This window comes from Corynebacterium efficiens YS-314, assembly GCF_000011305.1.
GTDB classification, from domain to species: Bacteria; Actinomycetota; Actinomycetes; order Mycobacteriales; family Mycobacteriaceae; genus Corynebacterium; species Corynebacterium efficiens.
Genome location: NC_004369.1, coordinates 861,004 through 875,636, shown reverse-complemented (window position 1 = coordinate 875,636; position 14,633 = coordinate 861,004). Strand labels below are relative to the sequence as shown.

Sequence of the window (14,633 nt, the reverse complement as noted above, 5' to 3'; positions counted from 1 at the left end):
AGGAGGTGAACCACATGGCTTTTCCAATTGAACTCACCGTCGCGCTCTCCGGTGCCACAAAACATCAGCTCTACAGTTGGAACAAAAAGGGATTGCTTAGCCCCGAAATCAGTACCGACCGGATTGAAGGCTTCCTCTGGTCGTTCAGAGACATCGTCGCGCTCCGAACCTTCATCAAGCTGAGGTCTGATCACTCCCTGCAGGCCATCAGGAAAGCGCTGACCAACCTCCGTGAACTCAGTCTCACCGAACACCCTTCGACCTACACGCTGACCAGCGACGGCACCTCGGTGTTCCTCGTCGAAGATGATGGGAAAAACGCGACCGACCTGCTGCGCGAACGCGGCCAGAAAATCATCACCAACCTCGACGATGTTCTCAAGGGTTTCCGCCATCCCTCCAACAAGGGAGACGTCGTAGACCTTCTCCATCCCCGCAAGCGGCTCGAAGTCAATGAAGGGAAACTCGGCGGTTTCCCTACCATCCGAGGAACGCGCGTAGCCTACGACACCATCGCGAATCTCATTTACGACGGTGAAGTCAGGCCCAAAGACGTCGAACTCTACTTCCCCGACGTCACTGCTGCTGATGCCAAAGACGCCCTGGATTTCTACCACCAGGTTGAACGCGGCGAGGGGTGGGTCGCTTGAAGTTCGCCATCGACGCTAACGAATCCCCCGCCCTTAGCAACTCCTGGGATCTGCTCTTCCCCACCCATGAATTTGTTCATGTCCGTTCACTAGGATTACGCAACGATAGTGACATTGAGCTCTTTGCTAAACTTCCCGGCGAAGGTTTCGATGCCTTTATCACCCGAGACCGAGCGCAACTAAAACGAGACGACGAACTGCAAGCCCTCAAGGAATCGGGCCTATCGTGGATCGGGCATAAAGAACCCGCCGCGCGTGGTCCCCGATCACTTGCCGTCGTGGTTGCCTCCTATAGCATCGCCATCCCCCACATCGTCGATCTAATCGAGAACGCCTCAGACCCCCTACGCTTTCACGTCAAGCTGACTCCTCATGGGGCCGGACAAACAATCTCTGCTCATCGCCTCTCCGATAACCAAAAGGTCGCTCTCCCCAAATAAATCCTGAACTTATCCGGCAGCCTCCCCGCTGCTGGTTTTTCTCTTCTCGGCACGCTTCTTATCCAGGTCCCCCACCTCTACCGGCGATGATGTGAGCGCAGCATTCACCTGGCCAAGAATCTCATTGCGCTTGGCTTCCGTCGATCGCATGTAGATCTCCGTGATGGTCTTCAAATCAACCTGGCCAAGGATCTCACCGATAGCCGGCGGAACCATCCCAAGCTCTGCGAGTGTCGTAATCAACCACACCCGTCCGTAATGCGGGGTGATCTCGACATCCTCCATCCCGGCGCGGATCTTGGCGCGGTGGAGGATGCTGCGGTAGCTGGTGTCGAGGATGAGTTGGCCGTGGGCGGAGAGGAAGAGTTGGGCGGTGGGGTGTGGTGGGGTGAAGTGATCGAGGTGGTAGCGGAGATCGTTGTGGAAGTGTGGGAACACGGGGACGGTGCGGGTGCCGGCGTCGGTTTTGGCGGTGTCTTTGAGGGCCATGCCTTTGCCTGGGCGACGGTAGGCGTTGCCGGTAACACGGATGGAGATGGTGTCACCGGTGTCGATGATGTGCTCTCTGCGTAGGCCGAGGGCTTCGCCGATGCGCATGCCGTGGAAGAAGGTGAGGATGGCGATGAGTTTGTGGCGGCCGTCGACGCGGGGAACAGTGTGGTCGAGCTGGTCGACAATGGCTTGCATGATCTCGCCGTCCGGGAGTTGCTTGCGCTTGGGCTTCGGGCGGCTCTTGGCGTCGGGGACGGAGACGACGTTGCCGGGGATGATGTCGCGGTCAACGGCGGCCTGGATGGCTGTGCGGAGGCGGGCGTAGGCGTTGCGGTTGTAAGGCGGACTGTCGAACTGCCGGTTGATGTCATCCCACCATGTGGCCACATCTCGGCGCGTGACCTTGAGCAGGGGGATGTCACGGAGGCGGGCGGCTCTGCCGGTGACTTTGAGGACACGGGCGTCGAGGGTGCGCCGGTAGTCATCGAGGGTGGATTGTGCGAGTGGGTTGGTGCCGCGGGAGCGGAGGTCGAGCCATTCGAGGATCCAGGAGCCGACGGTGCGTGCAAGGTCTTCTCGGCGGGTCATGCGGGTAGCGGGTGGGCTCCACTCGTCGAACTCGATGAGCTTTTGCTCATCACGGATCCAGGACAGTGCGTCGCCCTCATCGAACCAGGTCTGGGGGCCCTTATGCTGTTGGCCATCGGGGCCGGTGTAGCGGGCGCGCCATTTGCCAGAGGGCAGCTGGTCGACGGTGCCGAATCCGCGTTTCTTCCGTGCCATCCCGAGGCCTTCTTTCCGTGACTGTTCATGACTAATACGTGACTAATCGGGACGGTATGACTAATTCGTGACTAACGAACTCGGCCACTTTCCCGCAAGTGCCCGCAACTGCACACTAGCACTTAGCGCAGGTCAGGACCCAAAAACGAAGAAGCCCCACGTCAAGTGACGTGGGGCTTCATTCGCTTCGTGGAGCTGCCGGGAATTGAACCCGGGTCCTACGCTACTTTGCCAGGGCTTCTCCGTGCGCAGTTCGTGCAGCGATCTCTGCTTGGCCCTCCGGCTAGGACGAACACATCCGGATGATGGGCCCAGTCAGCGGTAGAAGTCCCATCCAACCCCGCTGACGCGGTTGGATAGCAAGTCCCTTAGTCGATGCCAGCATCCGGGGCAGGGACATCCCCGGGCTGACAGACACGCGGTCGCTACTTAGGCAGCGAGGGCGTAGTCGCGCTGAGTCTTCTCGGCGCTTATTGGTTTGCTGCGACGCTCACGGTGGTCTCCAGCCTTCACCGGCACGCTTCCCCTGGCTCAATCAACGTAGTCGAAACCATGTCAGCCCCGTTGGTTGCCTGCGGTGGGCTCGTGCGAGTCCCGCAGGAAGGTCCACTCTACTGCACACTCCCCTATTTTGGCAAGCATGTTTCAATAAGCCAGTCACGTAGAACCACGGCGTGGTTGTGTTGCCGGTCTTTGGCGGCGTAGAGGAGGGTGATGGGGCCGGGGGTTGCTGCGTCGATAAGCTTATCGACGCGCGCCCCGCCCAGCTCAGCCCGGTAGCGGCGCGCGAACTCGTCAAAACGCGCTGGGTCGTGGCCGAACCACCGCCGCAGCTCGGTCGACGGAGCCACCTCCTTCAGCCAGAGATCGGGCTGGAGGTCGTCTTTGCTCACACCACGGGGCCACAACCGGTCCACCAGGATCGTTGTGCCGTGGGTCTGCTCCCCTGCCAGCACGTCGTGGACCTTCGCGATGTGGATGTCCATCAGGCGTTGATGCCCTTGATGCGGCGGCCGAGTTCGCGGGTGACCTCGCGTTCCTCGGTGCGACGCTTGATGTCCTGGCGCTTGTCGTAGTCCTGTTTACCCTGCGCCAGCCCCAGTTCCAGCTTGACCCGGCCGTTGACCAGGTACAGCTTCAGCGGCACGAGGGTGCGGTTGCCGTCGCGGACCTTGCCCATCAGGGAGTCGATCTCCCGGCGGTGCAGGAGGAGTTTGCGGGTGCGCTTGGGACTGTGGTTGGTCCAACTGCCCATCGAATAGGTCGGGATGTGCAGGTTGTGGAGCCAGACTTCACCGTTGTCGATGACGGCGAAGGCATCCACGAGGGATGCCTTGCCCTCGCGCAGGGATTTGATCTCGGTGCCCAGCAGCACCACGCCCGCCTCCCAGGTATCGAGGATCTGGTAGTCATGGCGGGCCTTGCGGTTAGTCGCGAGAACCTGGTTGTTCTCATCAACTTTCTTCTTTTTCTTGGCCATAGCCTTATCAGTGTACGGCAGGGCCGGGTGGCGGGGTTATTTACGTACGTAGAACCGCAACGTCAGCTGCGCGATCAGGCCGGCCACCACCACACCGATGACAGAGACAACCGGCGCCACCGTCCAGATATCGGCGTTGGTGATCGGGGCGATCAGCTGGGATTCATAGAGTCCACGCAGCGCCTTGTCGATGACCAGTTCCTTGCCCAGGAACAGCCCGACAACCGCCAGCACCGCACCGATCAACGTGGACAGCACCGCCTCCAGGACAAAGGGAGCCTCGGAGTACCAGCGGGAGGCACCGACGATACGCATGATCTCCGTTTCCTCCCGGCGGGAATAGGCGGCGATCTGCACCATGTTCGCGATGAGGAAGGTGGAGGCGAGGATCTGCACCGCGGCGACGAGGAAGGTGGCATTGCGGATGGAGTCAAGGTTGTCGGTGGCACCGCGGAGATCATCGACCTGGTCGATCACGGCTGCAACCTGGGGGAGCTCGCGGACGGGGTCGAGGATGTCCACCGCCAGGGGATCCGCCAGTCGCACATGGAAGGCCGCCGGCAGGGCATCCGGTGAGGTTTCGGCCACCAGCACCGGATCGGTGTATTCGAAGACCTCCACGAAACGCTCATAGGACTGCTCCCGGGAGCGGTAGGTGATGGAGTCGATCCCGTCGAGCGCCTCGAGTTCGGAGCGGACCTCAGCGCAGGCCTCCTCCACGCAGTCGGGATCATTGGCGGAGGTGTCCTCATCCAACTGGATCATCACCTCCACGCGGTCGAGGTAGATGTCCTTGGTGCGCTCGGTCATGTTGGCCACCAGGAAACCGGTGGCCAGCAGCGCCAGGGAGATGGAGGTGGTGATCACCAGGGCGAGCGTCATGGTGAGATTGCGGGCCATCCCGCGCAGGGATTCACGGAGAACATAGGTAACAGACATGGTGTGCTTACTCCCCTAGCGCATCTCGCCGTAGACGCCGTGGGCGTCATCGCGGACCAGTTTGCCCAGCCGCAGCTCCACCACGCGGCGACGCATGTCATCGACGGTGCGGGCGTTGTGGGTGGACATGACCACGGTGGTGCCCAGACGGTTGATCCGGTTGAGCAGGATCATCACCTCATCTGAGGTGTCGGGGTCGAGGTTGCCGGTGGGTTCGTCGGCAAGCAGCACCAGCGGCCGGTTGACGAACGCGCGCGCGATGGCCACCCGCTGCTGCTCACCACCGGAGAGTTCATTGGGCATGCGGTTGGCCTTGCCAGCCAGTCCAACCATCTCCAGGGTCTCCGGCACCAGTTCGGAGATCTTGTCCTTCTTCTTACCGATCACCTCGAGCGCGAAGGCCACATTGTCATAGACATTCTTGTTCTTCAGCAGGCGGAAATCCTGGAAGACGTAGCCGATGCGCTGGCGTAGTTTATTCACCTGCGCACCTTTGAGTTTGTTCACGTGGAAATCAGAGAGGTGGATATCACCCGAGGTCACGTTCTCCTCCCGGGTCAGCAGCCGCAGGAAGGTGGACTTGCCGGAGCCCGAAGGGCCGATGAGGAAGACGAACTCACCCTTGTCGATGGTCAGGGACACATCATCCAGCGCCGGGCGCGTCGATGTCTTGTAACTCTTGGTGACATTCTCAAACGTGATCACCCGTCACACTCTAGCCAACCCCGCATGCCGGGTGAAACGACTTCGGCGGTTCCGACCATATTGTCCGGGTATTGGTAGGAACCTGCAGCTAGCTCTCCTGCTGCTGAGCCATCCGCCAGCGGATGCCGGCCTCCAGCAGACCGTCGATGTCACCGTCGAGCACCTTGGAGGGATCATTGACCTCGTAGTTGGTGCGCAGATCCTTCACCATCTGGTACGGGTGCAGGACATAGGAGCGCATCTGGTTACCCCAGGAGGCGTTGCCGCCGGCACCCAGGGCGTCCATCTCGGCGCGTTCCTCCTGGCGCTTCTTCTCCAGCAGTTTCGCCTGGAGCACCCGCATGGCAGAGGCCTTGTTCTGGATCTGGGATTTCTCATTCTGACAGGTCACGACGATGCCGGTCGGGATGTGGGTCAGGCGGACCGCGGAGTCGGTGGTGTTGACGGACTGGCCACCGGGACCGGAGGAGCGGTAGACATCCACGCGGACCTCCGAATCGGGGATGTCGATGGAGTCGACCTGCTCCACCACGGGCAGCACCTCCACCTCGGCGAACGAGGTCTGGCGGCGGCCCTGGTTGTCGAAGGGACTGATGCGCACCAGGCGGTGGGCCCCCTGCTCCACGGAGAGCTGGCCATACATATAGTCACCGTGGACCACGAAGGTCGCCGACTTGATGCCGGCCTCCTCTGCGTAGGAGATGTCATAGACATCCACCTTGTGGCCGTGCTTCTCCGCCCAGCGGATGTACATGCGCATGAGCATCTCGGCCCAGTCGGCGGCGTCCACACCACCGGCGCCGGAGCGGATGTTGATCACGGCCTCGCGGGCATCGTATTCACCGGACAGCATGGTCTTGACCTCAAGGGCCTCGACGCCGGTGCGCAGGTCCGCCAGTTCCTCATCCACCAGGGAGGTGTCATCGCCCTCCTCCTCGGCCAGTTCATACATGATCGGCAGATCATCCAGACGCTGGCGCAGTTCGGTGACCTTGCGCAGTTCCGCCTGCACGTGGGAAAGCTCGGAGGTGACCTGCTGGGCGTGGTCGGGGTTGTCCCACAGCCCCGGATCGGCGGCCTGGGCCTCCAGCTCGCGAACACGGTCGGACAGCTCCTCGGGATTGAGGATCTTCTCAATGGTGGTGAGGGTGCTGTCGAGCTCGGAAAGTTCTGCAGAGATTTCGGGACGCATGGTCAACCATGTTACCTGGTGCTGCACCCACCCAAAGACAGCAACCCGTGCAGCCACCATGCACAATGGAGCACATGAGTAATACTGAGCAGTCGCATCCCGCCGCCACCCTCGATGACATGATCGCCACGATCACCAAGACCTTCGTCATCGCGCACGACCAGGACTCCGATGAGCACCTGGCGCAGGCCCTCGTCTACAACGCCGGCCGTCTGGCCTGGCGCATGCGGGAAAATGGTCTGAGCACCGATTACAAGACCTCGGTCTCCGATGTGGTCACCGACGCCGACCATGCCGCCGAGGCGTTTGTCGCTGGCGCGTTGGAGGCGCTGCGCCCCGAGGACGGTGTCGTGGGTGAGGAGGGTGCCAACCGGGCGTCGCAAAGCGGTCGTTTCTGGGTGGTCGACCCGGTCGACGGCACCTACAACTTCACCCGCGGCTCGGATTACTGGTGCAGCGCGCTCGCCCTCGTCGAGGGTGATCCGGCCAGCCCGGAGCGGCTGCGGTTCGGCGCGGTGCACCGCCCCGCGATGGGTTACACGTGGTTCGGCGGGCCCGGGATCCGCACCACCCGCGACGGGGTCGAGCTTTCCATGCTTGTCGACGAACCCCTCTCCCGCACCGCCCTGGCCACCTACATCCACCCCACCTGGCTGGCGGACCCGCAGGTCAGCGCCGCCTGGCAGGCGGTGGCCACCCGTGCGGCCGCCCTGCGCATGCTCGGTGCCGGCTCCGTTGATCTCGGTGGCGTGGCCGATGGCACCAGCGGGGTGTGGATGCAGCACACCGTCGCCGACTGGGACTGGCTGCCCGGCCGCGCACTCGTCGAGGGTGTCGGCGGCGCGGCGATCAAGGTGACCGCCGGCGGCGTCGAATGGTGCGTGGCGGGCAACGTTCAGGCGGTATCCGAGGTCGCCGATCTCCTCGGCGAACTAGGATAGGTTCCCATGAGCAACTACGCAGACGATTTAGCCCTCGCCCTCGAACTGGCTGAACTGGCCGATTCCATCACCCTCGACCGTTTCGAGGCCACCGATTTAGATGTCTCCTCCAAGCCGGACATGACCCCGGTCAGCGACGCCGACCTGGCCGTGGAAACCGCGCTGCGCGAGAAACTCGCCACCGCGCGCCCCTCCGACGCCATCCTCGGTGAGGAATTCGGCGGCGAGACGGAATTAACCGGACGCCAGTGGGTCATCGACCCCATCGACGGCACCAAGAACTTCGTCCGCGGTGTTCCCGTGTGGGCCACCCTCATCGCCCTGCTTGACGACGGCCGCCCCGTCGCCGGTGTCATCTCCGCCCCGGCACTCGCCCGCCGCTGGTGGGCCTCCGAAGGATCCGGTGCGTGGCGGACCTTCAACGGCAGCTCCCCCCGCAAACTGTGTGTGTCCTCCGTGACCAAGCTTGCGGATGCGTCGGTCTCCTTCTCCTCCCTGGAGGGTTGGAAGGCCCGTGACCTGCGCAAGAACTTCATCGAACTCTCAGACGACACCTGGCGCCTGCGCGGATACGGTGATTTCTTCTCCTACTGCCTGGTCGCAGAGGGTGCCGTGGACATCGCCGCTGAACCCGAGGTCTCCCTCTGGGATCTTGCTCCCCTGTCCATCCTGGTCACCGAGGCCGGCGGGCGGTTCAGCTCCCTGGCCGGGGAGGACGGCCCCCACGGCGGCGACGCTGTGGCCACCAACGGCGCACTTCACGATGAGGTGCTGAAGCGCCTGCGGGGCTAACCACGCTCCCCCTGCTTAACCCAGAGATCCTGTTCCCAGAAAGCACTCTGCTTAACCCAGAGATCACTGTTGCTTTCTGGAGACAGGATCTCTGGGTTAATTCATTGTTACTGTCCGGCGAGGGTGAACCCGCGGCCCGGACCACCACTGGCGTCCATCTCGGAGATGATGCGGTCCATGTTCACCGACAGGGACGGCATGTGCAGCGGGCCCTGGATCGGGGTGCGGCAGGACAGATCGTGATTCGGGACGACACCACCGGAGATCAACCCCACGACCCGACCGTTCGCGATCACCGGCGCCCCGGAATCACCCTGCATGGCGCACAGCTGCGACATGGTCAGGCGTTCATCCGCGGTCCACACCAGGCCACAGGTGAATCCGGTGGCCACACCCGTTTTGCACACCTCCTGCAGGTTGGAGGTCTGCCCGCCGATGCCGTTGACCGTCACCCCGTTGTAGGAGTTGGAGATCTCGGCGTTGGATCCGAACTCGATGACGGAATAATCGTCATTGGACCCGTCGGCGACAATCGTGCCGGCCTCCCCCACCCAGAAGGAATCGGCGGATCGCACCGCATCACCGACATCACCGCAGTGACCGGCGGTGATACCGATCTTGCGCCCATCCGCATCCACACCGGTGACCGCGAGGGTGCACATGGAGTTCTGACCGAGATAGATCGGTGTCCCCGGTCCGAAGAGTGACCTGCCCTGCTCCTCGGCCACCCGGGATTCCACCGGGACGGCCGGCTGGTTGAACCAGGATCCCGGCACGCGGTGTAGCACCTCACCCGGGGCCAGTGCCATGACCTGCGCGGGGATGTCCGTGCGCACGGTGTAGTTGGGCAGCGGTGGGCGGACCTGTGCTCCCGCGGGTGCCAGCAGGGGTGTCTCGACGATGACGGTCTGGGGGGACGCGGGTGCCTGCACTGTCTGGTCCGCGGCGGTGGTGTACGGGGTGGCGGTCTGTGCGTCGGCAGGCAGGACCCCGGCGGTGATCCCTGCGCTGATACCCGCATCGATGTGCGCGTTGGCGGTGGTGTCGAACTGCTCGGCCACCGTGCGATCCAGCGTGATACCCAGGGGCGAAAGTGCGGCATTGGCCTGATCCACCACACCTGCGGTGTCCACCCACCGCGCAGCCACGGTGCTCTGTTCGATCACCGGCTGGGGGGTCGGTTCGGTGATGGGTGTTGCCTGCGTTGACGGCGCCAACAGGGTCACCCCGGCTGCCAGAATGGAGGTCGTTACAACGGTACGGCGTGAAACCGGGAGGCGCATGTGTATCTTGAGTTCACTTTCACAACGAAAAAACGGGCGGTGGCATATATATTGCCACGCCCGGGGTGTTTTTCGGCGGGTAAACGCGAAGTGTGGCCCAATCGTCGATGAGCAGACCAGCTAATCGATCTCGATGAGCGACTGGCCGCCCTGGACGGCCTCCCCCTCCTTGACGTTGATGGCCCCGACCACACCTGCGGATGGCGCGGTGATCTCGGTTTCCATCTTCATCGCCTCAAGGACGAGAAGCACCTGACCTGCCTCGATGGTGTCGCCCTCTGCCACGAGGATCTTAAACACCGATCCGGCCAGGGGTGCGACCACCGCGTTGGCGGCGACACCCTGGATGGAGGCGGTGGTGGGGGCAGCGGGGGTGTTTGTGCGCGCCGAACCGATGATGATCGGGCCGAGCTGCCTCTGCTCCTCCTCCACCTCGACTTCGACGTTGTAGGTGATTCCGTTGACGGTTACGTTGAGTTTCATTGGTTTTCACGGCCCCTTTAGAGAAGTTTGGAGTGGTCTTGGACGCGCTGTCGGCCCTGTGCCGCCCAGGTGCGGTGGCGGCTGAGGCGAACGGCCTTGACCTTGCCGCGGTTGCCGAGATAAGCAGACACCGCCGCGGAAATCGCCATGAGGATATCCTCCGGGATGTCGGCATCGGAGCGGGCGCGGAGCTCCCGGAGCTCCGCCTCCACGGTGTCGAGTCGCATCGAGAGCTTCTCGACGAGTTCTTCCAACTGATGTTGTTCCATATCGACCAGTCCTTATGTCGGTCCCAGACCGTGTTTCTTGTGTGGCCTGTGGGTTCGTTTATTGGCCAGCACCATGAGTGCGTCGGCGATCTGGAGGCGGGTCTCCGCCGGGTCGATGATGTCATCCACCAGTCCGCGGGAGGCGGCCATGAACGGTGAGGAGAAGGTGTCCTTGTACTCCTGGATCAGTTCCTCACGGCGGGTCTCCTGGTCCTCGGCCTCGGCGATCTCGCGCCGGAAGACCACATTGACGGCTCCGTCGGCACCCATGACAGCGATCTCCGCTGTCGGCCAGGCGAACACACGGTCGGCGCCGAGATCCTTCGAACACATCGCCAGGTGTGCACCACCATAGGATTTGCGCAGCACCACGGTGATCTTCGGGACGGTGGCGGCGGAGTAGGCATAGAGCATCTTCGCGCCGTGACGGATGATGCCGCCATGTTCCTGTGCCACACCCGGCATGAAGCCCGGCACGTCCACGAGGGTGACCAGGGGAATGTTGAAGGCATTACAGAAGCGGATGAAGGCACTGGCCTTGTCGGAGGAGTCGATGTCCAGGACACCGGACATCACCTGCGGCTGGTTGGCCACGATGCCGACGGTGTGACCGACAACGCGGCCGAACCCGATGACGATATTACGGGCGAATCCCTCCTGGACCTCCAGGAAGTCGGCGTTGTCGACGATGCGGGCGATGATCTCGCGCACGTCGTAGCCCTTTTTGCCGTCCACCGGGACGATATCGCGCAGGCCGGGGTCGGGTTCCACGACCGGGTCGGGGTTGACCACCGGTGGTTCCTCGGTGTTGTTCTGGGGCAGGAAGCTCAGGAGCTTCTGTGCGATGAGGATGGCCTGCTCATCGTTGTCTGCCTCGAAGTGGATGTTGCCGGCCTTGGCCATGTGAGCATCCACGCCACCGAGCTGTTCGGAGGTGACATCCTCACCGGTCACGGATTTGATCACACCGGGTCCAGTGATGAACATCTGGGCCCCACGGACCTGGATGATGAAGTCGGTCAGTGCCGGGGAGTAGGCTGCGCCACCGGCGCAGGGGCCGGCGATGATGGAGATCTGCGGCACCAGACCGGAGAGCAGCACATTGTGGTAGAACACCTTGCCGTATCCGGAGAGGGAATCAATACCCTCCTGGACGCGGGCGCCACCGGAATCATTGATGAACACGAACGGGGTGCCGGTGGTGGCGGAGGCCTCCATCATGGCCGCGACCTTCTCGGACTGTTTCTCACCGGCGGAGCCACCCATGACGGTGAAGTCCTGGCTGGCGATGTGCACCGGGCGCGAAAACACGGCACCGGTGCCGGTGACCACGCCGTCTGCCGGGGCATCAACCTTGTCCATGCCGAAGTGGGTGGTGCGGTGGGTGGCGAACATCCCGGTCTCCCGGAAGGTGCCCTCATCCACCAGTTGTGCCACCCGCTCGCGGGCGGTCAGTCGGCCCTTGTCGTGCTGTTTGTCGATCTTGGCCTGTCCCCCGCCGAGGCTGACGCGTTCACGTTCCGCAGCCAGCACCTCAAGGCGCTCCTGCATGGTTTTTTCCTTGCTAGCCATCTGTTCTTATTCTCCCGGCTCTACCTTGACGATCTGGCTGCGGCCACCGACGGTGACCTTGTATGTGATGGGCTCGCGCAGGGCATTTTCCTGTCCCTTCGCCGCGGCTTTTTCCTTCTCCAGCTGTTCGGCGGTCTTGCCCACATTCTTCGGTCCCTCATGTCGGGTGGCGAAGAATCCCGGCGCGACACCGGGGAACAGTGCGTTGGTGAGCACGTCCTCATCGGATCCGTCGAAACCTTCGAGCCCCTCGGCCTGGGTGCGCAGGTCATCCCACTCCGGCTCCAGCAGGTCAGCTGGGCGGACGGTGATGGGTTCTTTCTTCGCCTGCTGTTCGGCCACCTTGATCAGCTCGGGGTTGCGTTCCCCGATGCATTCGCCGTAATAACCGAGCATGAGATCGGCGAATTCCGCGGTCATGACCTTGTAACGGCCCATGAGGACGTTGAACACGGCCTGGGTGCCCACGATCTGGGAGGAGGGGGTGACCAGCGGTGGGTACCCGGCGTCCTTGCGCACCAGGGGCACCTCCTGCATGACCTCCTCCATCCGGTCCTCAGCGCCCTGCGCACGGAGCTGGCCCTCCATGTTGGAGAGCATGCCACCGGGGATCTGGGACTGGAAGATGTTGGTGTTGATGAGGGTCTTGGATTCGAACTCTGCGTACTTCGGGCGTACCGCCTTGAAGTGGTCACGGATGTTGAGCAGGCGGTCCATGTCCAGACCGGTGTCATAGTCGGTACCTTCGAGCATCTCGACGAGCGCCTCGGTCGGGTTGTGTCCCGGCCCCAGTGACATTGAGGAGATCGCGGTGTCGACCACGTCGGCTCCGGCTTCGATGGCTTTCTGCAGGGTGACCATGGTGACGCCGGTGGTGGAGTGCGCGTGGACGTTGATCTGGGTGTCCTCGCCGTAGGTTTCCTTGATGCCACGGATGATATCGAAGGCCGGCTGGGGTTTGAGCAGGGCTGCCATGTCCTTCAGGGCGATGGAATCGGCACCCATGTCCAGCAGGCGTCCGGCCTGCTGGATGTAACCGTCCACATCATGCAGCGGGGAGATGGTGTAGCAGATGGTGCCCTGGGCATGACCATCGACCTTCTTCACGGCCTTCATGGCGTGTTCGAGGTTGCGGGGATCGTTCAGGGCGTCGAAGACGCGGAAGATGTCCATGCCGTTTTCCTTGGATTTCTCCACGAACTTGTCCACCACCATGTCCTCGTAGTGGCGGTAACCGAGGAGGTTCTGTCCGCGCAGCAGCATCTGCAACTGGGAGTTGGGCATCAGCTTCCGGAAGGTGCGCAGGCGCTCCCAGGGATCCTCATTGAGGAAACGGATGCAGGCATCGAAGGTGGCACCACCCCAGCACTCCACACTCCAGAAGCCGGCATTGTCAATATCCTCGCATGCGCCGATCATGTCCTCCATCGCCATGCGGGTTGCCATCAGGCTCTGGTGCGCATCGCGCAGAGCAACTTCGGTTACACCAATTTTTCGTGGGCTCATACACTCAAATGTAGAGGTGTAACTTACTTCCCGCTACATATCTATCAGTGTTATTAGTCATATCTTAAAATGGCGTGGCGTCCCCGCCGTCGGCGGATATGCGGCACCATCACCCGACCATAGGCAGAGCGGTAAGGATGCCTGGTTCGTCGTGACGGGTCCCCAGGTGCTAAACGACGAAAAACTCCCCCCATCATCGTGACGATGATGAGGGGAGTTGTGATTAGTAGCGGGGGCAGGATTCGAACCTACGACCTCTGGGTTATGAGCCCAGCGAGCTACCGAGCTGCTCCACCCCGCGACGCGGTGTCATCTATCAACACCTTCACCGGCATTGTACTTTCCGGCTACGACTCACCACTGTACACCAAATGGCGATATCTTCCAATTATGGGTCCATACCAGACGTTTCCAGCCACCAAAAGCGAGACACCATAGCAATGTTGCTGTTATGATTCTCGCGTTCAGACCCACCGGGGAAGCTTCCCTACACCGCGCCCCCGCCTGCCTCGAAAGGAATCCCCTTCATGGATTTCACCGCCGTCCAGGAGATCGCCGCCACCATCACCGCCAACATCCTCGCATTCCCGATGTGGCTTGAAACAATCATCGGGGTTGTTGCACTCGCCCCCTTTGTCGCCGCGACCTTCACCACCCTGGGGCTGTCCTCCTGAACAGGACCACCCTGAAATACCCACCCACCACACCAGATCCCCGCAGGAGCCCCCGTGCACTACTTTGATACCTTCGCCAACTTCTACTCCCAGCTGCCGATCATCGGCAGCAGCCTCGGTCTCGTCTTCGGTGTCATCCGTGGCCTGTTGTCCCTCTAGGCTGAGAGACGAAAAATCCTCCGGAACTGTGAAGTTCCGGAGGATTTCTCATTAGTAGCGGGGGCAGGATTCGAACCTACGACCTCTGGGTTATGAGCCCAGCGAGCTACCGAGCTGCTCCACCCCGCGACGCGGTGTTATTAAATTTCACCTTGTTGACAGTCAGGGGAATCTCTTCCCGTGTTCCTGGCAACATCGAATAACTATACAGACCCACCCAGATACGACCAAATCGCCTGGTCCCGACCCCGGACGGACCGGTGGCCCCGGCAC

The 14,633-nt window shown here is 62.1% G+C and carries 16 protein-coding genes, 2 tRNA genes and 1 other RNA gene; 5 read left to right on the top strand and 14 right to left on the bottom strand.

The window, feature by feature from the left end:
• Positions 1–14: 14 nt before the first annotated feature.
• Positions 15–650, top strand: a complete 636-nt coding sequence (locus CE_RS04205; RefSeq protein ID WP_006769499.1) for a DUF433 domain-containing protein — start codon at positions 15–17, stop codon at positions 648–650.
• Positions 638–1,090, top strand: a complete 453-nt coding sequence (locus CE_RS04200; RefSeq protein ID WP_006769500.1) for a hypothetical protein — start codon at positions 638–640, stop codon at positions 1,088–1,090. Before CE_RS04205 ends, CE_RS04200 begins: the two co-directional genes overlap by 13 nt.
• A 9-nt stretch (positions 1,091–1,099) precedes the next feature.
• Here the strand turns inward: CE_RS04200 and CE_RS04195 are convergent, their stop codons facing one another.
• The 7 genes from CE_RS04195 to prfB all read right to left on the bottom strand — a co-directional run bounded on the left by CE_RS04195 (position 1,100) and on the right by prfB (position 6,681).
• Positions 1,100–2,365: a tyrosine-type recombinase/integrase gene (locus CE_RS04195; RefSeq protein ID WP_006769501.1), complete on the bottom strand. Its 1,266-nt coding sequence runs from the start codon at positions 2,363–2,365 to the stop codon at positions 1,100–1,102.
• 187 nt (positions 2,366–2,552) lie between these two features.
• Positions 2,553–2,928: a transfer-messenger RNA gene (ssrA, locus tag CE_RS14800) on the bottom strand.
• Positions 2,929–2,991: 63 nt separating this feature from the next.
• Complete coding sequence (locus CE_RS04190) at positions 2,992–3,351, bottom strand: DUF488 domain-containing protein (protein WP_006769502.1); 360 nt, start codon at positions 3,349–3,351, stop codon at positions 2,992–2,994.
• A complete protein-coding gene (gene smpB, locus CE_RS04185; RefSeq protein WP_006769503.1) occupies positions 3,351–3,845 on the bottom strand; it encodes an SsrA-binding protein SmpB in 495 nt (164 codons plus the stop codon). The genes CE_RS04190 and smpB overlap by 1 nt, the downstream gene beginning before the upstream one ends.
• 36 nt (positions 3,846–3,881) lie before the next feature.
• Complete coding sequence (ftsX, locus tag CE_RS04180; protein ID WP_006769504.1) at positions 3,882–4,784, bottom strand: permease-like cell division protein FtsX; 903 nt, start codon at positions 4,782–4,784, stop codon at positions 3,882–3,884.
• Positions 4,785–4,799: 15 nt separating this feature from the next.
• Positions 4,800–5,489, bottom strand: a complete 690-nt coding sequence (gene ftsE, locus CE_RS04175; protein ID WP_006769505.1) for a cell division ATP-binding protein FtsE — start codon at positions 5,487–5,489, stop codon at positions 4,800–4,802.
• Between the two features lie 88 nt (positions 5,490–5,577).
• On the bottom strand, positions 5,578–6,681 hold the full coding sequence (gene prfB, locus CE_RS04170) for a peptide chain release factor 2 (RefSeq protein WP_035109616.1): 1,104 nt from the start codon (positions 6,679–6,681) through the stop codon (positions 5,578–5,580).
• A gap of 74 nt (positions 6,682–6,755) precedes the next feature.
• Here prfB and CE_RS04165 point away from each other — a divergent pair, with 74 nt between their 5' ends.
• Together CE_RS04165 and hisN are read left to right on the top strand one after the other, a co-directional pair.
• Complete coding sequence (locus CE_RS04165; protein WP_035109618.1) at positions 6,756–7,622, top strand: inositol monophosphatase family protein; 867 nt, start codon at positions 6,756–6,758, stop codon at positions 7,620–7,622.
• A 6-nt stretch (positions 7,623–7,628) separates the two neighbouring features.
• Positions 7,629–8,414 (top strand): histidinol-phosphatase, encoded by a 786-nt coding sequence (hisN, locus tag CE_RS04160; protein WP_006769508.1) that lies wholly within the window; start codon positions 7,629–7,631, stop codon positions 8,412–8,414.
• A gap of 107 nt (positions 8,415–8,521) precedes the next feature.
• On the opposite strand, the gene CE_RS04155 is transcribed toward hisN, so the two are convergent.
• The 6 genes from CE_RS04155 to CE_RS04130 all read right to left on the bottom strand — a co-directional run bounded on the left by CE_RS04155 (position 8,522) and on the right by CE_RS04130 (position 13,828).
• Positions 8,522–9,697 carry a trypsin-like serine protease gene (locus CE_RS04155; RefSeq protein WP_006769509.1) on the bottom strand — a complete coding sequence of 392 codons (1,176 nt, stop codon included), beginning with the start codon at positions 9,695–9,697 and terminating at the stop codon, positions 8,522–8,524.
• A gap of 120 nt (positions 9,698–9,817) precedes the next feature.
• Complete coding sequence (locus CE_RS04150; protein ID WP_006769510.1) at positions 9,818–10,180, bottom strand: biotin/lipoyl-containing protein; 363 nt, start codon at positions 10,178–10,180, stop codon at positions 9,818–9,820.
• Between the two features lie 17 nt (positions 10,181–10,197).
• The gene (locus tag CE_RS04145) at positions 10,198–10,449 is read right to left on the bottom strand and encodes a hypothetical protein (protein WP_006769511.1); all 252 of its coding nucleotides are present in this window, start codon (positions 10,447–10,449) and stop codon (positions 10,198–10,200) included.
• A gap of 12 nt (positions 10,450–10,461) precedes the next feature.
• Complete coding sequence (locus CE_RS04140) at positions 10,462–12,021, bottom strand: acyl-CoA carboxylase subunit beta (protein WP_006769512.1); 1,560 nt, start codon at positions 12,019–12,021, stop codon at positions 10,462–10,464.
• 6 nt (positions 12,022–12,027) lie between these two features.
• Entirely contained in the window at positions 12,028–13,527 is a 1,500-nt protein-coding gene (locus tag CE_RS04135) for a methylmalonyl-CoA carboxytransferase subunit 5S (protein WP_006769513.1), read from the bottom strand.
• 227 nt (positions 13,528–13,754) lie between these two features.
• Positions 13,755–13,828, bottom strand: a tRNA-Met gene (locus CE_RS04130).
• Positions 13,829–14,054: 226 nt separating this feature from the next.
• On the opposite strand from CE_RS04130, the gene CE_RS15350 reads away from it, so the two are divergent.
• Complete coding sequence (locus CE_RS15350; protein WP_006769514.1) at positions 14,055–14,201, top strand: hypothetical protein; 147 nt, start codon at positions 14,055–14,057, stop codon at positions 14,199–14,201.
• Between the two features lie 214 nt (positions 14,202–14,415).
• Here the strand turns inward: CE_RS15350 and CE_RS04125 are convergent.
• Positions 14,416–14,489 (bottom strand) — tRNA-Met (locus CE_RS04125).
• Positions 14,490–14,633: the final 144 nt, after the last annotated feature.